Source organism: Belliella buryatensis (assembly GCF_900188245.1).
GTDB lineage: Bacteria > Bacteroidota > Bacteroidia > Cytophagales > Cyclobacteriaceae > Belliella > Belliella buryatensis.
The window spans coordinates 63,547-86,149 of record NZ_FZOK01000001.1 but is presented as its reverse complement, the minus strand read 5'-3'; the positions used below and the strand labels follow the sequence as shown (position 1 = coordinate 86,149).

Sequence of the window (22,603 nt, the reverse complement as noted above, 5' to 3'; positions counted from 1 at the left end):
TTAGTGTTTATATAAAATGATATTATTTTTTGATCACAGAGAAATCAAATGTTTCCAAGAACTTGGTTGTGAATTCTCCCTTCTTGAATTGTTCATTTTCGAGTAATGCGATATGAAAAGGAATGGTAGTCTTTATGCCGTCGATTACAAACTCTTCCAAGGCTCTTTTCATTCTTACGATGACTTCTTCCCTTGATTGTCCACTTACTATAAGTTTGGCAATCATGGAGTCATAGTTAGGTGGAATCACATAGCCTGCATACACATGACTATCTATTCTCACTCCACGGCCTCCTGGTAGATGAAGGTTTACAATTTTACCAGGACTTGGTCTGAAACCGTTGGCAGGATCTTCCGCATTGATTCTACATTCCATTGCATAAAGCTTAGGGTAGTAATTTTTGCCAGAAATCTTCTCACCTGCAGCCACTTTGATTTGCTCTTTGATCAGATCAAAATCAGTTACTTCTTCTGTGATAGGATGTTCTACTTGGATCCTAGTGTTCATTTCCATGAAGTAGAAGTTTCTATGCTTGTCGACCAAAAACTCGATAGTACCAGCACCTTCATAGCCAATGGCTTCTGCACCTTTGATGGCTGCTTTGCCCATAGCTTCTCGAAGTTCATCCGTGATGAAAGGTGAAGGTGTCTCTTCTACCAATTTCTGATGTCTTCTTTGTATAGAACAGTCTCTTTCAGATAAGTGACATGCTTTTCCATTACTATCGCCAACGATCTGGATTTCTATGTGCCTTGGTTCTTCTACAAACTTCTCTAAATAGAGCCCGTCATTTCCAAAAGCCGCACTGGATTCCTGTCTGGCATCATCCCATGCTTTTTTGAATTCGCTTTCTTCTTTAACTATACGCATTCCTCGACCTCCTCCGCCAGCTGTAGCTTTCAAGATGATAGGATAGCCCATTTCTTTAGCTATTTTGATGCCTTCTTCCATTGAATCTAAGAGTCCTTCTGATCCAGGAATAGTAGGAACACCTGCTGTTTTCATGGTAGCTTTGGCAGTAGCTTTATCCCCCATTCGATTGATCATCTCAGGGCTTGCGCCGATAAACTTGATGTTATATTCTTCGCATATCCTTGAGAATTCAGCATTTTCAGAAAGAAATCCATATCCTGGATGAATGGCATCAGCATTGGTGATTTCGGCAGCTGCTATGATTCTTGGGATATTGAGATAGGAATCTCTACTTGGAGGTGGGCCTATACAAACTGCTTCATCTGCAAAACGTACATGTAGGCTGTCTTTATCTGCAGTGGAATAAACTGCAACAGTTTTGATACCCATCTCTTTACAAGTACGGATCACCCTGAGTGCAATTTCACCTCTGTTTGCTATTAATATTTTTTTAAACACAATGATTGAGTTTTGTGAGACAAAAGAAATTATCCTGCTGGATCTACTAGAAATAAAGGTTGATCGTATTCTACAGGGGTAGCATTGTCAACTAATACTTTTACGATCTTACCAGATACTTCCGACTCGATCTCATTGAAAAGTTTCATCGCCTCAATGATACAAACTGTTTGGCCTGCTTTTACTGAATCACCTACATTCACAAATGAATCTGCGTCTGGATTTGGTGTTCTGTAGAATGTACCAATCATTGGGGATTTTATCTCAATATATTTGGAAGTGTCATCCTTAGCAGGTGCCGCTGCTGGAGCAGAGGAAGCCGGAGCAGGTGCTGCTGCAGTAGCAGGAGCTAAAGTAGGAGCGGGAGCAGCAGGAGCAGCAGTCACGAAGTGTGTTTCAGAATTCTTTTTGATAGACAATTTGAATTCTTCCGTTTCTATTTTTACTTCTGCCAATCCAGAATTTGAGATAAAATCTATAAGGTCTTGAATTTCTTTTGCTTTCATAATTTAGTCTAGTTTGAGGAAACCGGGATGACCGATTTCAGTTTTGGTTTGGGTTTAAAACAATAAAGCCATGTAATTTAACAAAATCACATAGCTTTTTGAATTTATTTTACTCTTTCTGAGTAGGATCCATCTCTGGTATCTACTTTTATCATAGTATCCTGCTCTACAAAAAGCGGAACCATTACAGTAGCTCCAGTTTCTACAGTCGCTGGCTTGAGTGCATTAGTGGCTGTGTCACCTTTGATACCAGGTTCAGTATAAGTAATCATCAATTCTACAAATGGAGGAAGCTCTACTGTAAGTGGAGTCTCTGTTTCAGCATGTACCAAAACGTCTACAATTTGTCCCTCTTTCATCAAGTTAGCTCTTTCGATCAATTTCTCTTCGATTCTTATTTGTTCGAAAGTATCAGTATCCATAAAGTGTAGACCCATTTCATCTGAATAGAGATATTGATGTGGTCTTTTTTCTACCCTTGCTGTGGTTACTTTTTCTCCTGCATTGAAAGTCTTGTCCAATACTTTTCCATTGGTAAGGCTCTTCAACTTGGTTCTTACAAATGCAGCACCTTTGCCAGGCTTTACGTGCTGAAATTCTGTAATGGTATAGATGTCATGATTAAATTCAAGACACAGTCCATTTTTAAAATCCGCGGTACTTGCCATTATTTATTTACTTAAGTTAGATTTAGGTTTATTTGGGGTCATATCCCCATTTTAGATAAATAGCACCCCAAGTGAATCCCCCTCCAAATGCTGCAAGGATAATGTTGTCACCTTTTTTCAATTGTGATTCATAATCCCACAGACAAAGTGGTAGCGTACCAGCTGTAGTGTTACCATACTTTTCTATATTCATCATGACCTTGTCTGGTCCTACTCCCATTCGGTTGGCTGTAGCATCTATGATTCTCTTATTGGCTTGATGTGGAACTAACCATGCTACATCATCTGCTGTAAGTCCATTTTTCTCCATGATTTTGGCACTTACATCTGCCATATTAGTGACTGCAAATTTGAAAACAGTGGAGCCTTCTTGGAATGCAAAATGTTCTCTAGCTTGTACAGTTTCAACTGTAGCAGGTTTTCTACTTCCCCCAGCTTTCATGTGCAGGTATGGAGCACCTGAGCCGTCAGCATGTAGGATGCTGTCCATAATGCCCACTTCTTCTTGCGTAGGTTCTAATAAAACAGCGCCACCCCCGTCTCCAAAAATGATACATGTAGCCCTATCTTGATAATCAATAATGGAAGACATCTTATCTGCTCCTACGATGATTACTTTCTTATGCATGCCTGTCTCAATAAATTGGCTCCCCATAGTCAATGCATATAGAAAGCCAGAACAAGCTGCTGATATATCAAAACTAAAACTATTTTTTGCACCTACATTATCGGCTATGATATTTGCCGTTGCGGGGAAAGGCATATCTGGAGTGACTGTAGCACATATGATTAAATCAATGTCTTCCGGATTGGTATTTGTCTTTTTTAGTAATCCCTTCACCGCTTCTGTTCCGATGACTGAGGTTCCTAGATTGTCACCTTTGAGGATTCTTCTTTCTTTGATACCTGTTCTGGATACAATCCACTCGTCGTTGGTGTCCACCATGGTTTCAAGTTCTTGGTTGGTCAATACATAATCTGGAACCCAACCCTGAACCCCTGTAATTACTGCTCTGGTTTTTTTCATCAAATGGTTTTGTTTAGGCAACAGCTTATAGTTTTTATTTAAAGCTGCTGACTTACAGTAGTTTGCTTGTAATATTATTCTGTAAAGCTAACTATTGCTTTTAATTGAGGCTTCAAAAATATTTAAAATGTACTGTTCCACCAAAGTTTTTTCCTTTTTGGGATGTTTATAATCTTTTGAATGGAAATTTTCGAGTCTTCGATCAAGCGATTAAACGAAAAAATCCATTCTGAATTTCAGAATGGATTCTTATTAAAAGGCCTTTTTTTGTTTTTTTAAGCAAGCACTTCTTTCTCCATGATAACCTGTCCTTTGTAGTACAGTTTACCATCAAGCCAAAATGCTCTATGTGGCATGTGATACTCACCCGTAGTAGGGCACTGTGCCAAAGAAGGAGCTGTCAACTTATAGTGAGTTCTTCTTTTGTCTCTTCTGGTTTTCGAAATTTTTCGTTTAGGATGCGCCATCTCTATACAATTTTAGATTAATCTTATTTCTTTAACTTTTTTAATATGTCCCATCTGGGATCGTTGCTTTCTGATTTGCTTTCGGAAGAAGCTTCTTGATTTTCGTCTTCTTCTACATTTTCCTCAGAAAAATATACTAACTCTCCTTCACCTTCAAAATCATCTTCGTCCATTTCTTCTAAGTAATCGGGATGAATTTTTTTTGCAGGTAAGGCAAGTAAGATAAATTCATAAATCAATTGTGCTACATTGATACTTGGAGTATCTCTAGTAATCATAAAGACATCTTCCGTGATCTCAGTTTCTTCAAGTCCATACTTATAGATCACTTTTTCATCTGTTATTAATTCTTGATCAAACTCCTCAAGACTTCTGTCACAGATTAATCGAACTGTTCCGTTGATATGAAACTCAGCTTCCATTAAGGAAGTAAGCTTGTGTAAATTTATTGTAGCACTAAGATTTCCATCTTTTAGGAAATCCTGAACATCGAAATGACTGAAAAACTCTCCATCTATGGGGAAAGTAAACTCGTGCTTACCTTCTTTGAGTTTGATGACATCTATGTTGTAATTTTTCAAGAATTTCATCCAGCCCTCCTTATTTCAAGACCGCAAATTTAGAGATATCTATTAGAAAAATAAAATTTGGTGAAGAATTATTTCTCAGTATTTTTCTAATGTGGTCGTTCAGCTTCTGAATCAGCATGTTTGATAAATTTGAATGCTTGAGAAAGAGATCAATTATCCTCCTCATCTTCCCAATTCCCTCGATTTCTGATGATATCATAAGCTTGTAGGATAGCCGCGCGCATAGATCCTTCATCAGCAACATTTTTGCCCGCGATATTGTATGCTGTCCCGTGGTCAGGAGAAGTCCTTATAATTGGTAGTCCAGCTGTGAAGTTTACTCCCGTTTCAAAAGCAATGGACTTGAAAGGTATTAATCCTTGGTCATGATACATAGCAAGGACACCTTCAAATTTCTTCTGATGCATCATTCCAAAAAATCCATCTGCCGGATAGGGACCAAATACCAAATTTCCCTTGTCCTTAAATTCGCGAATAACAGGTTGTATGATATTGATCTCCTCATCACCCAAAAGCCCATCTTCACCAGCATGTGGATTTAGACCTAATACCGCAATTCGTGGTTTTGTAATTCCAAAATCATCTGTAAGAGATTTCAGCATCAGGTTAAGTTTTGATTTGATGTTGTTAGGCGTGATGTTTTGAACGACATCCTTGAGAGGAATGTGTCCTGTGACAATTCCAACACGGATATCTTCTGCAACTAGAAACATTAAACTTTCTTTGGTTTCAAATGCTTCCGTTAGGTACTCGGTATGTCCAACAAACTTCAAGTCTCCAGAATTGATGTTGTTTTTATTCAATGGAGCTGTGACCAAGGCTTCAATCTTCCCTGCTTTCAAATCTTCAATCGCATGATTCAAAGCAGCAAGAGCCATTTTGCCAGCTTCTTGAGTTTCTACTCCAGGAATTACCTCGGGACTATCTTCCACTACATTGATAAGATTGATTTTCTTATGATGGATTTCATCTACAGAGCGGATTTGCATGAAATTGAAATCATCTATTTCTAGCTGTTTTCTATAAAAAGTGATTGCTTTGCCATGCGCATAGATGACTGGAGTGACTAGTTTTTGAATTCTATTATCCAATAATGCCTTCATCGTAACTTCAGCACCAATGCCATTGATATCTCCTATGCTGATTCCTATGACTGGTTTGTTCTTTCTCTGATTCATCAGTTTATCTCAATTCTTAGAAGTCTTATTCTTCATTCACATATTTGCTGATTACCAGCAGAATGGTAAATAATTTAGACCTTAATGATTATTGTCTTATTTTTGGAATTGCAATTTATATAAAATTATCTGAGTAAGCGCATGGAAAAAGTCAAACCTAAAAAACACCTTGGACAGCATTTTCTTACTGATCTTAGTATTGCTGAGAAGATTGCCAAGGCTGTCACAGGACATGGAGGGGTGAAAAAAGTCCTCGAGATAGGCCCTGGGATGGGGGTTTTGACAGATTTTCTTTTGCAAGATGATTGGGATCTTCACTTAGTAGATATAGACAAAGAATCCATCACTTATCTTCACCATAAATATCCAACCCTTGGAAACAAAATTATTGATGGAGATTACTTGAAAGAAAACTTCAAGGCAATCATGAATGGTCCCTACGTCGTTGCAGGAAACTTTCCCTATAATATATCAACTCAGATTTTCTTCAAAGTTCTTGAAGAAAGGGATCAGGTAACTGAAGTGGTATGTATGCTTCAAAAAGAAGTTGCGCTAAGAATTGCTTCACCCAAAGGAAATAAAGATTATGGTATTCTATCTGTTTTGCTTCAGGCCTTCTATGATATTGAATATTTGTTCACAGTACCCCCAGGTGTGTTCAACCCACCACCAAAAGTGAATTCGGGAGTGATTCGATTGAAGAGAAATCAAGTTGAAAAGTTAGATTGTAATGAAAAATTATTTTTTCGTGTAGTCAAGCAAGGGTTTAGTACACGAAGGAAGACTTTGAGAAATGCGATCAAAAGTATGGGGATTTCAGAAGCACTAAAAGCAGATACTTTGTTAGATAAGCGTGCTGAGCAGTTAGGAGTTGAGGAATTTATTTATTTAACCAACAAAATCGAGGAATCTTGGAACCAATAAAAATATTTGAGTTATCAAAGGAGTATCTAGAGAGCTTAAGGGAGGCAATTGAGCTGACTGATATTGACTTCATCAAACAGTCATTTGATGGAGCTAATGAAGCTGACATAGCGGCTCTTTTGGATGAGCTAAATATGCAAGAAGCACTTTATGTACTTCGCTTGTTGGAGGCTGAAGTAGCTGCTGATATCCTGATAGAGCTGGATGAAGATTCGTTGACTAAAGTGATTTATGAAATGGAGCCTACAGAATTGGCTTCATATATAGATCAGATGGACTCCGATGATGCTGTGGATATTTTGAACCTCCTTACGATAAGAGAGCGGGAGGATGTGATCAGTCATCTTCAAGAAAAAGAGAAATCAGAGCACATTCTTGATCTATTACGCTATGATGAGGATAGTGCTGGTGGTTTGATGGCTAAGGAATTTATCAAAGCCAATAAAAACTGGAATGTAATCCAAACTATAGAAGAGATTAGAAGGCAGGCTGAGAAAGTAGAGAAAATCTACTCAATCTATGTAGTAGACAATAAGCAACATTTGCTGGGACGTGTCTCTTTAAAGAAAATCATTTTAGCATCTTCTGACACAAAGATTGCAGATATTTATGAGCCTGAGCTGATCTCAGTCCCAACACACCTAGACGAGGAAGAGGTCGCAGAAATCATGAGGAAATATGATTTGGAATCTATTCCTGTGGTCAATGCGAAAAATAAGCTGGTAGGTAGAATTACAGTCGATGATATTTTAGATGTCATAAGAGAGCAGTCTGAAGAAGATATGCAAGCCATGACTGGTATCTCAGCAGATGTAGAAGAATCAGATTCTATATTTAGAATTTCAAAAGCGAGATTGCCATGGTTGTTGATTGGTGTAATTGGGGGGTTGATGGGTGCTAAAATCATTGGTTTTTTTGAAGAAGGCTTGAGTAAATATATTGCTCTAGCCTCTTTTATTCCCTTAGTTGCTGCAACTGGGGGGAATGTGGGTATTCAGTCATCTTCTTTAGTAGTACAAACTTTAGCTTCTAAATCTGTATTCGACGACACACCTTGGCAGCGTTTTGTAAAAGGTCTATTAATAGCCTTGCTCAATGGGGTCGTTCTTGGTTTTTTTGTGTTTGCAGTTGTAAAATTCATCTATGGTTTCGATGCTATATTTGGTTTCACGATCGGTTTAGCTATGTTTTGTGTGGTTTTATTGGCATCATTTATGGGTACTGTTACCCCATTAGTCCTCAACCGATTTGGAATCAATCCTGCCATTGCTTCGGGGCCTTTTATTACGACCGCCAATGATTTGATTGGCTTGGCAGTATATTTTGGGGTTGCAATGATGTTATTGAAGCTTTAAAATTAATTGATTGCAGTATGCTAGTTTTTAAGATATTGACTTCATCATTCTAAAAAAATTGAAAATAACCTATTAAATCACTCTATTGTATGAAAAATATTAACCCAACTTCAACTCAAGCTTGGCAAAAGCTAAATCAGTTGGCTGAAGCTAAAAAATCAATTACAATTCGTTCACTTTTCTCCAATCCTAATAGATTTTCGGAAAATTCAATTGAACTAGAAGATATACTCCTAGATTATTCTAAAAATAGAATAGACAAAGAGACTAAACAGACGTTGATTGACTTAGTTAAGGAAATAGATCTCAGTTCGGCGATCAACGCTATGTTTGAAGGTGAGAAGATCAATCTTACTGAAAAGAGGGCGGTATTACATACTGCATTAAGAAACAGAAGCAACAATCCAGTACTTTTTGAAGGGAATGATGTCATGCCTGAAGTGAATAATGTATTGGCTCAGATGAAAAATTTTGCTGATCAGGTATATGGTGGAAAATGGCTTGGTTACACAGGAAAACCTATCAAGTCATTGGTAAACATAGGAATTGGCGGTTCGGATTTGGGGCCAGTTATGGTGACGGAAGCATTGAAACCATACCAAAATACTGATTTGGAGATCTTCTTTGTTTCCAATGTAGATGGTACACATATCGCAGAGACTTTGAAAAAAGTAGATCCTGAGACTACATTGTTTTTTGTTGCTTCAAAAACATTTACTACTCAAGAGACCATGACCAATGCCCATACAGCAAGAGCTTGGTTTTTGGAACATGCTAAAAAAGAGGAATCCGTAGCTAAACATTTTGCAGCGTTGTCAACCAATGCTAAGGCAGTTGCTGAATTTGGAATTGATACAGCTAATATGTTTGCGTTTTGGGATTGGGTAGGAGGTAGGTACTCACTCTGGTCTGCGATTGGATTGCCCATAGCTTGTGTGATCGGTTTTGAAAAATTTGAGGATTTACTTGCTGGAGCACACAGCATGGATCAGCATTTTCTAAATGCTAAATATGAGGAAAATATACCTGTTTTATTGGCTTTGATAGGAGTTTGGAATACTAATTTCCTTGGAGCGACCTCAGAGGCTATTTTGCCATATGATCAGTACATGCATAGATTCGCAGCTTATTTTCAGCAAGGAAACATGGAGTCTAATGGCAAATATGTAAACAGAGAAGGCGAAAAAGTAACATATGCTACAGGTCCAATCATTTGGGGAGAGCCTGGTACCAATGGGCAACATGCTTTTTATCAATTGATTCATCAAGGAACACATTTGATACCTTGTGATTTCATTGCTCCTGCCAAATCTCATAATCCAATTGGAGATCATCATAATAAGCTTTTATCAAACTTTTTTGCGCAAACAGAGGCCTTGATGAATGGAAAAAACCTAGAAGAAGTTCAATCTGAAATGAAAGCAGCTGGTAAAAGCTCTGAAGAAATTGAGAAAATAGCACCTCATAGAGTGTTTGAAGGCAACAGGCCTACTAATTCCATATTAGTAAAAGAAATCAATCCATATACTCTAGGGCAATTGATAGCTATGTACGAGCATAAGATTTTTGTCCAAGGTGTAATTTGGAATATTCTCAGCTTTGATCAGTGGGGGGTAGAGCTAGGAAAAGTTCTTGCAAATGCTATTCTTCCCGAGTTAGAGCATGATGATGAGATTAGCAGTCATGACGCCTCGACCAACGGATTGATCAATGCTTATAAGGCAATGAGGAAGTGAAAATAATTATTAATAGGGAGTTCATCATTTTGAGATCCCTACCTGTTTTTTGAACCATAGTAGTCAAAGCATATTCAAAAAATAGATAAGTCCAATACTACCATAAAATTAGATCATGAAAGCAATCATTCTTAATAGATCCTTAGAGCAGAAAATTGAAATCGCAGAAATTGAAGAGCCACATTTAGGGCCAACAGAAGTGCTTATTCAAGTAAAAGCCGCTGCCTTGAATCATAGAGATGAGTGGTGTCGTCAAGGACTGTATCCAGGTCTACAAGATGGGATTGTGTTGGGTAGTGATGGTGCGGGTGTGATCATGAAAACTGGTGGTATGGTAGATGCATCTATGGTGGGAAGAGAAGTGTTGATCAATCCAGCGATGAATTGGGGTGATGATCTTAAAGCCCAATCTAAGGACTTTAAGATTCTTGGCATGCCCGATCATGGAACTTTGGCAACATACGTGAAGGTCAATACAGATAGACTTCATGATAAGCCTGATAATTTCACATGGGAAGAAGCTGCTGCATTGCCTTTGGGGGGATTGACCGCTTATCGAGCACTGATGACGCAAGGTAAGGTCCAATCAGGTGAAAAAGTTTTGGTCACAGGCTTTGGAGGAGGAGTAGCACAGTTTGCAGCTCAGTTTGCAATAGCTGCGGGAGCTGATGTTTATGTAAGTAGTAGTTCTCAAGAGAAATTGAATGTTGCTGAGAAAATAGGTGCGCTTGGAGGTTATAATTACACAGATGAAGATTGGGTAAAAAAATCTTTAGAGGAAACTGGTGGCTTTGATTTGATCATTGACAGTGCCATGGGTGATACGCTGAATAATCTGATCAAGGTGGTCAAGCCAGGAGGGCGAATCGTGTTTTATGGAGCTACCAAGGGAAATCCTACTATGTTAGATGCTAGAAAGATTTTCTGGAATCAAATCCAATTGATTGGAAGTACAATGGGAACTGACCGAGATTTTGAGCAAATGCTTGAATTTGTCCAGAAACAAAACATCAAACCAATCGTAGATCAAATATACCAAGTAGAACAGGCGACAGAAGCTTTTGACAGAATGAAAGCAGGAGAGCAGCTTGGGAAAATAGTAATCAGTTTTAAGGATTCAGATTAAATCATAGTCAATTAAGAAATTTTGATAGCTGTTTTGAAGTTCACTCAATGCATGTTGATCTCCTACTTCTTTGGCTAGAGCAATTCCATTTTCATAGATGCTTTTCGCTTCTTCTAAGTGATCCATCTCGGCATGAAGCAAAGCTGCATGGTAATATGTAGGGAGATAAACCTTGTGCTCTGAAAGGAGTTTATTAAAATAGTTTAGGGCTAGTTCGGGATTTGCACTTCGGTATTCCAAAGCTAAAGCATACCAATTGAAAGGATTATCAGGTTCTTGTTCAGCATAGGTTTGAAGTAATTCAATGCGAGACAAATTGCTCATGATTTCTTTTTTTAATTAAGGCCTTAATCACTAAATTCACGCAATTTAAATAAATAAATAACCTAAATATACATAATGAAAATTCTTGTCTGTATTACACACGTACCGGATACTACATCCAAAATTCAGTTTACTGACAACAACACCAAATTTGATAAAAACGGGGTGCAGTTTATTATCGGTCCATACGATGACTATGCGCTTGCAAGAGCTGTAGAGCTTAAAGAACAGTTGGGTGCAAGCTTGACAGTATTGAATGTAGGAGAAGCCGAGACCGAACCTACTTTAAGAAAAGCATTGGCCATTGGTGCAGATGATGCGATCAGAGTAAATGCTTTCCCTAAGGATTCACTTTTTGTCGCCAATCAAATTGCAGCCATTGCTAAAGAACAGAATTATGATTTGATATTGATGGGCAGAGAGTCTATTGATTTTAATGGGGGAATGGTTCACGGTATGGTAGGTGAATTATTAAATATGCCTTCAATTTCACCAGTAATGAAATTGGATATCGACGGAGATACCGTAAAAATGGCTAGAGAAATAGAAGGTGGAAAGGAATATTTGGAGGCTAAGTTACCATTAATCGCAGGTTGTCAAGAACCAATAGCAGAATGGAAGATTCCAAACATGAGAGGAATCATGTCAGCTAGGACTAAGCCATTGAATGTGGTAGAACCAAAAGATGACAATACTGCAACAGCGGTGGTAGAATTCAAACTTCCTCCTGCAAAAGGAGCTGTCAAATTAGTAGATAAAGACAATGTAGAGGAGTTGGTGAGGCTGTTGAAAAATGACGCCAAAGTTCTTTAATTTCGTTTCAATCATTTAAAATAAGATTATATGTCAATTTTAGTATATATAGAGCACGCAGAAGGTGCTGTCAAAAAATCAAGTCTTGAGGCGGTATCCTACGGAAAAGCTCTTTCTGACAAGTTGGGTGGAGGTGATGTTGTAGCAGTTGCTCTTGGTACCATAGCTGAAGGTGAACTATCCAAAGCAGGTACTGCTGGAGCATCCAAAGTACTTCATGTAAATGATGATAAGCTGACCGCAGGAATAATTCAGGCACATGCAGAGGCAGTAGCTCAGGTTTATATGAAAGTAGGTGCGAATACCCTTGTGTTAGCAAAGTCTTCGTTGGGAGATGCTGTGGCCGCTAGACTAGCAGTGAAGCTCAATGCTGGATTAGTTTCTAATGTTGTAGACCTCCCTGACACTTCTTCAGGCTATCAAGTCAAAAGGAGTATTTACACTGGTAAAGCATTTGCTGAGACTACAGTAAGTACTGAACATAAGATTTTGGCAGTGAAGAAAAATGCCGTAGACCTGAAAACAGATGGTGCTGAGGCAGCTGTAGAAACAATAGATTTATCTATTTCGGATGCAAGCTTTGCGACGAATATCACTTTAACAGATAAAGCAACTGGAGATATTCTATTGCCGGAGGCAGATATTGTAGTGTCAGGAGGTAGAGGGTTGAAAGGGCCTGAGAATTGGGGGATGATTGAGGGGTTAGCAAAAGAATTGGGTGCTGCAACTGGTTGTTCCAAGCCTGTTTCAGATATTGGATGGAGACCTCATCACGAGCACGTAGGGCAGACTGGAGTAAAAGTTGCGCCAACTTTGTACGTAGCAGTTGGAATTTCGGGTGCTATTCAACATCTTGCGGGAGTAAATTCTTCAAAATACATCGTAGTTATCAATAAGGATCCAGAAGCACCATTCTTTAAAGCTGCAGATTATGGAATTGTTGGTGATGCTTTTGAAGTACTACCCAAACTAACGGAGGCTATTAAAGCGATCAAATAAAGTGGACAATACTATTGAATTAGAAATTCTTGGGCTTACATCGAATCATACCCAATCGGGTTCTTTTACACTGGTGCTAGGAGAGCTTGAAGGAGGAAGAAGACTTCCTATCGTCATTGGAATGTTTGAAGCTCAAGCAATTGCTATAGAAATAGAAAAAATTATACCCAACAGACCCATGACCCATGACTTGTTTAAGTCCTTTGCAACAGGGTTTGGTTTTTCTATTGAAAGAATTCTAATCTCTGATATGCAAGAGGGCGTATTCTTTGCAAAGATAATTTGTAAAAATGCTTCTAAAATGGTGGAAATAGATGCTAGGCCTTCTGATGCTATAGCCATAGCTGTGAGGTTTGACGCACCTATCTTCTGCACTGCAAAAGTAATGTCAGAAGCAGCAATAGAAGTGAACGAGGACGAAGAGAAATCAGTATCTTCGAAATCCTCTAAATCTAATAGACCAGTTCCAAGTCCTAAAAAGCCTTCGGATTCTCTTAAAGATTTCAGTCTAGAAAAGCTGAACCAGCTATTAGATAAAGCAATACATAATGAAGATTATGAAAAGGCAGCTCGGATAAGGGATGAAATCAATAAAAGAAACTAAAACTGAAAAGCCTGGTCAAAAGCCAGGCTTTTCTTTTATTAATTATCGATGTAAAACCTTTATCTTTAGCGATTATTTCAATCATAATTAGTTAACCTAGCCCAAAGCTTGTTTGAATGGATTATTTCAGAGGACTTATTGGAATCATAGTTTTATTGCTTGTAGCATTTATTTTTTCAGCCAATAAAAGGAGAATTGACTGGAGACTAGTTGGTATTGGAGTAGTGCTTCAAGCTGTATTTGGTTACTTAATTACCAAAGTGGAATTTGTAGCTAATATATTTGCAACAGTGAGTAGGGGGTTTGTAAAGTTTTTGTCTTTCTCTGAAGCAGGTGCTACATTTATTTTTGGTGATTTAGCTACTAATTCATTTGGTTTTATTTTTGCCTTTCAAGTACTCCCAACTATCATATTTTTCTCGACAGTTTCAGCCGGTCTATACTACCTTGGGATCTTACAAAAAGTTGTATTCGTCATCGCTTGGGTTATGTCGAGAACTATGCGCTTATCTGGCGCTGAGTCCTTGTCAGCTGCTGGCAATATATTTTTAGGACAGACCGAAGCACCGCTTTTGGTTAGGCCATTTATTCCAACCATGTCAAAGTCAGAATTGATGTGTTTGATGACAGGAGGTATGGCAACTATTGCAGGGGGGGTGCTTGCTGGTTACGTAGCTTTTTTAGGTGGAGATAGCTTGGAAGAGCAAAGTAGATTTGCAGCATATCTTCTGGGTGCTAGTATCATGAATGCTCCTGCTGCGATAGTAATGTCCAAAATCATGATTCCAGAAGTGCAAAAAGAAAATATCAATGATAAGCTAGAAGTCAATCAGGAAAATATGGGTGTCAACTTGATTGATGCGATGTCGATAGGGGCATCAGAAGGATTGAAGTTGGCATTGAATGTAGGAGGGATGCTTTTGGCGTTTATCGCAGTGATCGCTGCATTGAATTTTATTTTATCAGGACTAATTGGTGAATGGACAGGTCTCAATGCCTTCGTTGTAGCTTCTACTGAAGGACAATTTTCTGGCTTTTCTTTAGAGTATATCTTAGGTCAGATTTTCAGAATATTTGCTTGGGTAATCGGAGTGGAATGGAGTGAAACCTTGGCTGTAGGTTCACTATTAGGTCAGAAGACAGTTATAAATGAATTTGTTGCTTATTTGAGTTTAGCTGATTTAAAAGCGACAGATAGCTTATCTCCCAAATCTATTGTCATAGCCACTTATGCACTCTGCGGATTTTCAAATTTTAGTTCAATAGCTATTCAAGTAGGAGGGATAGGTAGTATAGCTCCCAATCAACAAGGTAATCTTTCCAAATTGGGTATGCAGGCACTATTTGCGGCAACATTGGCTTGTATGATGACAGCTACGATTGCAGGAGCATTATTTGGATGATATCATAAAGAAGATGACCAAAAACAAAAAAGACCTTGCATAGAGGTCTTTTTTGTTTTTGGTCTTTCTGAAACTTAAGCTTCGTTAACTACAATTTTCTCAATTTTGTCACCAGCTCTGATATCATCAATTACATCCAACCCTTCGATAACTTTTCCAAAGCAGGTATGATTTCTATCTAGATGACTGGTATTGTTCCTGCTATGACAAATGAAAAATTGCGACCCTCCAGTATTTCTTCCTGCATGCGCCATGGATAGTACACCCCTATCATGATATTGATTGTCTCCTGTAAGTTCGCAATCAATTTTATAACCCGGACCACCTGTTCCTGTTCCATTGGGACACCCACCTTGAATGACAAAATCAGGGATTACTCTGTGGAAAGTCAATCCATCATAGAAGCCTTTTTTAGACAAAGTAATAAAGTTTTCAACTGTTTTTGGTGCATCATTTTCATAGAACTCTACTTTCATGATACCTTTTTCGGTATGTATCTCTGCTGTTTTCATATTAAATATTTGTTTGTGCAAAAATAACAAAACTTTGAATCTATGGATTCAAGTTGTGTTTATTAAATGAGTATCCTCCAATATGAGTCTTTGCCAAGTAGAAACTAAATAAAGATTATCCACAAGAAAATTTGTGTTAAATATGCATAGTGGTATCATTGCGGATAATCATATAATATTATTAAACAAAAAGGAGTACCGAAGTACTCCTTTATTTGGGCTTATATTTAAAAGGGCCAATTGATTATAGGTTTGGAGATCCTGCTAGGATATCTTCAGTAGCAAAATCTTTGTATTTTTTGAAGTTGGCTATGAAAGCTGCTCCGAGTTCTCTTGCTTTTTTATCATACGCGTCTTTATCATCCCAAGTTGCTCTAGGGCTCAAAACTTCGTCTGGAACATTTGGACATGACTCTGGAATACCTACTCCGAATACACTATGTTTTCTAAATCCAACATTGTCAAGCTTTCCTTCCAAAGCTGCTGAAATCATCGCTCTGGTATATTTTAATTTCATTCTAGAGCCTATTCCATATGGACCACCTGTCCAGCCAGTGTTGATCAACCAAACATTTACTTGGTGTTTTTCCATCTTTTCGCCAAACAATTCTGCATACCTTGTAGGGTGAAGCGGCAAGAAAGCAGCTCCAAAACAAGCAGAGAAGGTAGTCTTTGGCTCTGTAACGCCGACTTCAGTACCAGCTACTTTGGCTGTGTAGCCAGAGATGAAGTGATACATTGCTTGGCTTTTGTTTAATTTAGATATAGGGGGTATTACACCAAATGCATCTGCTGTTAAGAAGAATATGTTTTTAGGAATTCCAGCCAATGATGGTTCAATGGCATTTTTGATATGGTGAATAGGGTAGGCTGTTCTGGTGTTTTCAGTAACCGTATTATTAGTATAGTCAACAGTTCTAGTGCCTTCATAGAAACTGGTATTTTCTACGATTGCTCCAAATTTAATAGCATCCCAAATTTCAGGTTCTTTTTCTCTAGTAAGGTCAATTACCTTGGCATAACAACCACCTTCAAAGTTGAAAATGGATGTTTCATTCCAACCATGTTCGTCATCTCCGATTAAGCCTCTATTAGGGTCTGCAGATAAAGTGGTCTTGCCTGTTCCAGATAAGCCGAAGAAAATAGCTGTATCTCCATCTTGCCCAACATTAGCAGAGCAGTGCATAGAAAGCACACCTTTTTCGTGAGGGAGGATAAAGTTGAGTACTGAGAAAATTCCTTTTTTCATTTCACCTGCATAGGCTGTTCCGCCTATCAAAATCATTCTCTTGCTGAGATTGATGATGGCAAAGTTCTTTTGTCTAGTACCATCTACCTCTGGATCAGCTTCAAACTCTGGAGCACAAATGATGGTAAAGTCTGACTCAAAGTTTTTTAGCTCTTCACTAGTTGGTCGCAAGAACATGTTGTAGCAAAATAGGTTTTGCCATGCTAGCGTATTCACAACTTTGAGGTTTAACCTGTAATTAGGATCTGCTCCAGCATAAGCTTCTCTGACATAAAGTTTCTTATCGGCTAAAAATTCAACCATTTTTTGATGAAGTGAATCAAATTTCTCTTCTTCAAATGGGATATTGATGTCTCCCCACCAAACGCTATCGGCTGTTTTAGCATCTTTTACTATAAACCGATCTTTAGGCGACCTACCAGTAAATGTACCGGTATCAGCCATCAGAGCTCCATTGTCTGTGAGCACTGCTTCATTGTTGAAAAGTGCATGTTCTACCAATTCAGCAGGAGTTAGGTTCCACATAACCTCTGCGGTGTTGTTGATGCCTAGTTCAGACAAGCTTTTATTAGCTGACTTGAGCTCTAGATCTTGCATATTCATGATGTTTTATTTGGGTTATTTTCGAAGCCCAAAGATATGGAATAAAGAATTGTCATTTTACTAAAAAGTGCCTTTTTTTTGCCATTCAATCGATTTCGGAACATAAAAGGAGGTAATTATATATAGCTGGTTTAGTAAGTGTTTATTTGGTGTGATTTTCAACTTTCTTGATTAAAAATCCTTAAAAAGCTCAAGTATAAAACAATAGTGAAGGGCTATCAGAATTTAAAAAAATCTCTTATCATTGTAGCTCTTATGTTTTAATTCACCTTAAAAATTCTGATAAATTGGAAAAACTTCCTAATGATGCATTGAAGTCCGTCGGTGAGGACATCTTAGATGGACCTACTTTATTTGGACATCCTAAAGGTCTGATGACTTTATTTTTCACAGAGATGTGGGAAAGATTCAGTTACTATGGAATGCGAGCTTTGCTTATTTTATTTATGACCACACCTGTAGTAAGTGGTGGCTTGGGCTTTGATGATCGTACAAGTGGTGCCATTTATGGACTTTACACCATGGGTGTATATCTATTAGCACTTCCAGGAGGTTGGTTTGCGGATAGACTGTTTGGTTTGAAGCAGTCTGTTTGGTATGGTGGTATTATTATTACAATAGGACACTTTACAATGGCACTCCCGGGATTATTGGAGTTGTTAACTGATTCAGCAACAGCTACATCAGAGTTATCTGCTTGGGATACCAATTCATTTTTTCTAGGGTTAGTTTTGATCGTAATCGGGACTGGTTTATTGAAGCCAAATATTAGCTCTATCGTTGGTCAACTTTACCCTGCTGGAAGTAGCAAGCGTGATGCTGGTTTTTCTATTTTTTATATGGGTATCAATATTGGGGCATTTATTGCACCGATTGCTTGTTCCACTTTAGCTGTTTACAATTGGCACTTGGGATTTGGTTTAGCAGGTTTAGGCATGTTGATTGGATTAGTGCAGTATAAGTTGACTGGTCATTATTTAGATGGAAAAGGAGAGGCTATCTCAGTTACCACAGCTGAAGAGAAAAAGACAAGGTCTTCGTTGATCAAGTATGCAAGCATTGCAGTTACAATCTCAGCCGTAGTAGTCTTATTGATGTTTATAGGTGTAATTCAGATCAATGCTTTTCAAATAGCCAACCTTGCCTATAAAATTATTGGAGCAATTACTTTACTTTATTTTGGTTATGTTTTCATTTTTGGAGGCTTGAATGCTGATGAGAAAAAGAAAACATTAGCCATTGTAATCATTATAATATTCTCAGCTTTATTTTGGTCAGGATTTGAGCAGGCAGGATCTACTCTCAATCTTTTTGCTGAGAGATTCACTGATAGAACATTTCTAAATTGGGAGATTCCTACTGGTTATTTTCAATCTATCAATTCCATGTTTATCATCCTTTTTGCACCGTTTTTTGGTGCGATGTGGGTATGGCTTGGAAGAAGAAACCTCGAACCAAGTTCTCCTCTCAAGTTCACTTTTGGTTTATTGTTGCTTGGTTTAGGCTTCCTGGTAATGTTTTTTGCCGCTAAAATCGCTGCTTCTGGAGAATTAGCAGCGCCGACTTGGTTAGTTTTTACTTATTTACTTCACACCTTTGGAGAATTGAGTTTGAGCCCTGTAGGTTTAAGCTTGACAACAAAATTAGCCCCAGAAAAATATCAAGGTCAAATGATGGGTATGTGGTTTATCTCTGTAGCCCTTGGAAATTTGATTGCTGGATTGATTGCTGGGGAAGTAAGTGGGGGTACAGAAGATGCTTTGCAAGCTATGCCAAGTCAGTATTTACTGATTGTTGCTACTGCCATTGGGGCAGGATTGCTCTTGTTTGCAATTAGCAAACCAATTCGCAAACTGATGGGTAATGTGCATTAGAATCAAAAAAGGCTCCGAAGGAGCCTTTTTTGATTCTAATATCTTGTGTAATCTTAATGCTTGTCTTCTTCAGAATCTTTCTTGAACAAGGTGCTTCTGATATCAATAGCAGATAGACCTGCTCCCAAACCAATCAAAATACAAACAATTAACAAGAACAGTTGAGCACCAGACTCAATAGGAGAGTTGAAAATTTGTAGTAGCATATTATATAAGATTTTAGTTTATTTCATTTGAATTCATGCGCAAGATAATACACAGAAGCAACCCGTCAAAGAAGTAAATAAAAAAAGCAGAATCGAAGAGACTCTGCTTTGATCTTGTTAGATTAATCAATTTCGTCATCGAAGTCTTCGTCGAAATCATCGTCGTCGAAGTCGTCATCATCGTCGAAATCTAAAATGCTGTCGTCTATCAATTCGCTGTCTTCGTCGAGGTCATAAACCTCGTCCTGAAATTCCTCAGCAAACTCATCATCATCATCTTCGAAATCTTCGAAATCATCAAATTCATCTTCAAAATCGTCCATAGTCTGATATTGATTAGTGACTCAAATATATAAATTGGATTGGTAATCACTAAATACAGCAAAATTTTTATTTATGCCAATACCCCTACTTTATTATTTTTATTTACTTGATAATTATCCTTGATTTCCAGACCTATATTTTCTTGTTCCAGCCATTGATTTTCAATAATCTTAGTCCACACTTCTAAATAATAGACCACATCTTCTTTGTTGTTTTTAACAAGTTTATGACGGCGTTCGATTGGGATTTCTTTAAGCACAATAGGAGAAGAGAGTTTTTCCAAATGAGCCAAGTCATCAATTGTCAGACCCGCTTGTACCAATTTGTCAATCACTAGGTCCATGGGTACTCCACTGCTAGGACAATAATCTATCAATTGCTCGTTCCAGTCACCATGTCGCTGCATGGCATATTGGTGAATTTCTGCTTTTGTGAATTGTGTTATTTCTTGTGCAAGGTTGCCACAATTGCAAGCTCCCATGTGACCCCATTGATAAGGAGCCCCGTTTTTCAGTTTCTCAATTGTTCTTCTAAAAGCTTGAATCAATTCTATACTAGGTCTAGCCATACGTCTTATTTAGAATTATGTGTTTAAAATATATAACAAACAAAATACAAGGAGGTTTGGACAAATTACAAAAAGATAGAGGACTGTAATATATTTGATGACGTATGTTGGAAAAATATAAAACGGGCTTGAAGCCCGTTAATTGAAAATCGTTTTGATATACTTTTTTATCAAAGGTTTTGATAAATATTGCTTGACTAGTTGATAGTTATTTGCTTTGTTGATATCTCTTTCATCTACTGAACTACTGAGAATATAGACTTCTGGCTGATAGTCAGAGGGCTCAAATTCTTCCAAAAAATCCCAACCTGTCATTTCTGGCATGTTGAGGTCAAGAAATAGGTAATTAGGATGGATATTTGAAATATCCTTTAGAGCATCAGTTGCGCTTTGGAATTTAAAAATTCTGCAGGGAACTTTGATGTTTTTTGAAATCAACTTTTCCGTAACGAAAGTGCTGATTGGGTCGTCGTCTATAAGTACTATCTTAAGCATTGAAGTGCAGAATAGTTGTGTTGAAATACATAAATATTGATACAAAAATACATCAATACTTTTGATATTCAATACACTTCTTAAGAATTTTTTTCAAAATCAAGTTAATTATGGATTAATTTTCTGTTTTTTGGTCAAAATCTCGTAAAAAAGGATGAAATCTGAGGCTAAACTGTAAAAAGGATACTTAAAAGTAGCTGGTTTATTTTTTTCAAAGAAAAAGTGACCCACCCAAGCAAATCCGTAACCGACCAAGGGGATGGTAGTCAAATACCAAAACCTACTCAGAAAAATGCTCAAAATCAAAATGATTAGGACAAGCCCCGTTCCAATGAAATGTAACAGCCTACTTGTTGGGTTTTGATGCTCTTGAAGGTAGTATGGATAAAATTCTTTGAGGGAGTTGATTCGCTTTTCCATAGAAAGGATCATTTAGACAAGTTGATTTTAATTTTGATTCATATGCTGATCATAAGCTTTGATAATCTTTCCAACCGACTTTGTAGTTAGATTGTATTTTGATTCGATTGAAGACACTTCTGTAACTGCCATCACACGAATATACATTTTGTCTTGTGATGGATCAATAAAATCCATTACTAGCTGAATCACTTCATAGTCTTTAAATGATATTGTATTTTGCCTTCTGCTGATTCTTGCATCATTGCTATATGAATTCCATGATGGAGGACCTAATGGATATTGACTTCGGAAAATTTCTTTATTTCTAGGTTCTTCATTGGAACTGAATTCGATAATCAAATCTGGTGTGTTACTATCATAATAGAGGCCTAATTTCATCATCTTAAATTCTATTTCCTTGATTATTTTTTCATTTAACAAATCATCAGCAACTCCATTCAGATTATTTTCTTTGTTCAAAATCATGTAGGATCTATTCTCCTTATATGGACTCAATTCGATATTTTCCTTATAAATTTCAATGGAACTACATGAGATATTGAATAATAATAATGACAGCAGTAAAGTAGGTTTGTTTAATTTCATTCTTAAATACTTAAATTGAAAAGTGATTTTTAAAATCTAGTAAATTAGGTAAGTCGAGATTAATTTTTTTCCATATGCTGATCATAAGCTTTGATAATTTTATCTACTGATTTTATAAGCTTTTTATTTTTGGTTTTGATAGTAGATGCTTCCGAAACCGCAGTGAAACGCATCAACATTTTATCTTGCTTCGGATCAATAAAATCAATTATGAGTTGAATCAATTCATAATTTCTTGTTGATACCATGTTCTGTCTACCCATAAATCTAGGATCATACATCCAAGGATCCCATACACGCATCCCCCACATGGGGAACTGATTTTGAAAAACTTCTTTTTGTCGTGGATCTTCATTCGAACTGAATTTGATAACCACATCAGGCGTATCTCGGTCATAATATAGACCTAGATCCTTCATTTTAATTTCTATTTCATTGATGATTTTTTCATTCATCAATTCGTCTTCGACTCCTTTTAGGTTGATTTCTTTATTAACTATCACGAAGGACCTATTTTCTTTGTACGGTCGCAGTTCGACTTTTTCTTTAAAGAGTTCAATTGAACTACATGAAAAATTGATGCAACATATGATTAGGAATAGGGTGATTTTATGAAGCTTCATACTTACTCGTTTTTTAATATCGAAACGTATTTTTTTGATTAAGTATTTA

The 22,603-nt window shown here is 37.4% G+C and carries 26 protein-coding genes; 9 read left to right on the top strand and 17 right to left on the bottom strand.

Annotated elements, in window-relative coordinates:
- Positions 1–22: 22 nt before the first annotated feature.
- The 7 genes from accC to pdxA form a co-directional block, all read right to left on the bottom strand.
- Positions 23–1,372, bottom strand: coding sequence for an acetyl-CoA carboxylase biotin carboxylase subunit (gene accC, locus CHB66_RS00375; RefSeq protein ID WP_089236834.1), 1,350 nt, complete (start codon positions 1,370–1,372; stop codon positions 23–25).
- 29 nt (positions 1,373–1,401) lie between these two features.
- Positions 1,402–1,878, bottom strand: a complete 477-nt coding sequence (gene accB, locus CHB66_RS00370) for an acetyl-CoA carboxylase biotin carboxyl carrier protein (protein ID WP_089236832.1) — start codon at positions 1,876–1,878, stop codon at positions 1,402–1,404.
- Positions 1,879–1,982: 104 nt separating this feature from the next.
- On the bottom strand, positions 1,983–2,546 hold the full coding sequence (efp, locus tag CHB66_RS00365) for an elongation factor P (protein WP_076502655.1): 564 nt from the start codon (positions 2,544–2,546) through the stop codon (positions 1,983–1,985).
- A 28-nt stretch (positions 2,547–2,574) separates the two neighbouring features.
- Positions 2,575–3,573: a beta-ketoacyl-ACP synthase III gene (locus tag CHB66_RS00360; RefSeq protein WP_089237413.1), complete on the bottom strand. Its 999-nt coding sequence runs from the start codon at positions 3,571–3,573 to the stop codon at positions 2,575–2,577.
- Positions 3,574–3,848: 275 nt separating this feature from the next.
- Positions 3,849–4,040: a 50S ribosomal protein L32 gene (rpmF, locus tag CHB66_RS00355; RefSeq protein WP_089236830.1), complete on the bottom strand. Its 192-nt coding sequence runs from the start codon at positions 4,038–4,040 to the stop codon at positions 3,849–3,851.
- Between the two features lie 23 nt (positions 4,041–4,063).
- Positions 4,064–4,630, bottom strand: coding sequence for a YceD family protein (locus CHB66_RS00350; RefSeq protein WP_089236828.1), 567 nt, complete (start codon positions 4,628–4,630; stop codon positions 4,064–4,066).
- Between the two features lie 149 nt (positions 4,631–4,779).
- Positions 4,780–5,808 carry a 4-hydroxythreonine-4-phosphate dehydrogenase PdxA gene (gene pdxA, locus CHB66_RS00345; protein ID WP_089236826.1) on the bottom strand — a complete coding sequence of 343 codons (1,029 nt, stop codon included), beginning with the start codon at positions 5,806–5,808 and terminating at the stop codon, positions 4,780–4,782.
- Between the two features lie 141 nt (positions 5,809–5,949).
- On the opposite strand from pdxA, the gene rsmA reads away from it, so the two are divergent.
- The 4 genes from rsmA (at position 5,950) to CHB66_RS00325 (ending at position 10,949) form a co-directional block, all read left to right on the top strand.
- Entirely contained in the window at positions 5,950–6,732 is a 783-nt protein-coding gene (rsmA, locus tag CHB66_RS00340) for a 16S rRNA (adenine(1518)-N(6)/adenine(1519)-N(6))-dimethyltransferase RsmA (protein WP_089236824.1), read from the top strand.
- A complete protein-coding gene (gene mgtE, locus CHB66_RS00335; protein ID WP_089236822.1) occupies positions 6,720–8,087 on the top strand; it encodes a magnesium transporter in 1,368 nt (455 codons plus the stop codon). The genes rsmA and mgtE overlap by 13 nt, the downstream gene beginning before the upstream one ends.
- A gap of 89 nt (positions 8,088–8,176) precedes the next feature.
- Positions 8,177–9,823, top strand: coding sequence for a glucose-6-phosphate isomerase (gene pgi / locus CHB66_RS00330; RefSeq protein ID WP_089236820.1), 1,647 nt, complete (start codon positions 8,177–8,179; stop codon positions 9,821–9,823).
- Positions 9,824–9,938: 115 nt separating this feature from the next.
- On the top strand, positions 9,939–10,949 hold the full coding sequence (locus CHB66_RS00325) for a zinc-binding dehydrogenase (RefSeq protein ID WP_089236818.1): 1,011 nt from the start codon (positions 9,939–9,941) through the stop codon (positions 10,947–10,949).
- On the opposite strand, the gene CHB66_RS00320 is transcribed toward CHB66_RS00325, so the two are convergent.
- Positions 10,941–11,273: a tetratricopeptide repeat protein gene (locus CHB66_RS00320; RefSeq protein WP_089236815.1), complete on the bottom strand. Its 333-nt coding sequence runs from the start codon at positions 11,271–11,273 to the stop codon at positions 10,941–10,943. The two genes, CHB66_RS00325 and CHB66_RS00320, sit on opposite strands and share 9 nt — an antisense overlap.
- Before the next feature lie 75 nt (positions 11,274–11,348).
- Here CHB66_RS00320 and CHB66_RS00315 point away from each other — a divergent pair, with 75 nt between their 5' ends.
- From CHB66_RS00315 to CHB66_RS00300, 4 genes are all read left to right on the top strand, one after another.
- A complete protein-coding gene (locus tag CHB66_RS00315; protein ID WP_089236813.1) occupies positions 11,349–12,086 on the top strand; it encodes an electron transfer flavoprotein subunit beta/FixA family protein in 738 nt (245 codons plus the stop codon).
- A gap of 30 nt (positions 12,087–12,116) precedes the next feature.
- Entirely contained in the window at positions 12,117–13,085 is a 969-nt protein-coding gene (locus tag CHB66_RS00310; protein WP_089236811.1) for an electron transfer flavoprotein subunit alpha/FixB family protein, read from the top strand.
- Between the two features lies 1 nt (position 13,086).
- Positions 13,087–13,689, top strand: a complete 603-nt coding sequence (locus CHB66_RS00305; protein ID WP_089236809.1) for a bifunctional nuclease family protein — start codon at positions 13,087–13,089, stop codon at positions 13,687–13,689.
- 116 nt (positions 13,690–13,805) lie between these two features.
- Positions 13,806–15,092, top strand: a complete 1,287-nt coding sequence (locus tag CHB66_RS00300) for a NupC/NupG family nucleoside CNT transporter (protein ID WP_089236807.1) — start codon at positions 13,806–13,808, stop codon at positions 15,090–15,092.
- A 74-nt stretch (positions 15,093–15,166) separates the two neighbouring features.
- On the opposite strand, the gene CHB66_RS00295 is transcribed toward CHB66_RS00300, so the two are convergent.
- Both CHB66_RS00295 and pckA read right to left on the bottom strand, forming a co-directional pair.
- The gene (locus CHB66_RS00295) at positions 15,167–15,604 is read right to left on the bottom strand and encodes a peptidylprolyl isomerase (RefSeq protein ID WP_089236805.1); all 438 of its coding nucleotides are present in this window, start codon (positions 15,602–15,604) and stop codon (positions 15,167–15,169) included.
- Between the two features lie 244 nt (positions 15,605–15,848).
- Positions 15,849–17,450: a phosphoenolpyruvate carboxykinase (ATP) gene (pckA, locus tag CHB66_RS00290; protein ID WP_089237411.1), complete on the bottom strand. Its 1,602-nt coding sequence runs from the start codon at positions 17,448–17,450 to the stop codon at positions 15,849–15,851.
- A gap of 380 nt (positions 17,451–17,830) precedes the next feature.
- Here pckA and CHB66_RS00285 point away from each other — a divergent pair, with 380 nt between their 5' ends.
- Positions 17,831–19,330, top strand: coding sequence for a peptide MFS transporter (locus tag CHB66_RS00285; protein ID WP_394335268.1), 1,500 nt, complete (start codon positions 17,831–17,833; stop codon positions 19,328–19,330).
- 53 nt (positions 19,331–19,383) lie between these two features.
- Here the strand turns inward: CHB66_RS00285 and CHB66_RS16845 are convergent, their stop codons facing one another.
- The 7 genes from CHB66_RS16845 to CHB66_RS00255 all read right to left on the bottom strand — a co-directional run bounded on the left by CHB66_RS16845 (position 19,384) and on the right by CHB66_RS00255 (position 22,434).
- Positions 19,384–19,536: a hypothetical protein gene (locus CHB66_RS16845; protein ID WP_170932395.1), complete on the bottom strand. Its 153-nt coding sequence runs from the start codon at positions 19,534–19,536 to the stop codon at positions 19,384–19,386.
- A gap of 122 nt (positions 19,537–19,658) precedes the next feature.
- Complete coding sequence (locus CHB66_RS16840; protein WP_089236801.1) at positions 19,659–19,859, bottom strand: hypothetical protein; 201 nt, start codon at positions 19,857–19,859, stop codon at positions 19,659–19,661.
- Positions 19,860–19,930: 71 nt separating this feature from the next.
- Positions 19,931–20,428, bottom strand: a complete 498-nt coding sequence (locus CHB66_RS00275; RefSeq protein ID WP_089236799.1) for a hypothetical protein — start codon at positions 20,426–20,428, stop codon at positions 19,931–19,933.
- A gap of 138 nt (positions 20,429–20,566) precedes the next feature.
- Entirely contained in the window at positions 20,567–20,923 is a 357-nt protein-coding gene (locus tag CHB66_RS00270; RefSeq protein WP_076502673.1) for a response regulator, read from the bottom strand.
- A 108-nt stretch (positions 20,924–21,031) separates the two neighbouring features.
- Positions 21,032–21,343, bottom strand: a complete 312-nt coding sequence (locus tag CHB66_RS00265; RefSeq protein ID WP_089237409.1) for a DUF962 domain-containing protein — start codon at positions 21,341–21,343, stop codon at positions 21,032–21,034.
- Positions 21,344–21,370: 27 nt separating this feature from the next.
- Positions 21,371–21,931 carry a DUF4136 domain-containing protein gene (locus CHB66_RS00260; RefSeq protein ID WP_089236797.1) on the bottom strand — a complete coding sequence of 187 codons (561 nt, stop codon included), beginning with the start codon at positions 21,929–21,931 and terminating at the stop codon, positions 21,371–21,373.
- Positions 21,932–21,990: 59 nt separating this feature from the next.
- On the bottom strand, positions 21,991–22,434 hold the full coding sequence (locus CHB66_RS00255; protein WP_245812629.1) for a DUF4136 domain-containing protein: 444 nt from the start codon (positions 22,432–22,434) through the stop codon (positions 21,991–21,993).
- Positions 22,435–22,603 lie beyond the last annotated feature (169 nt).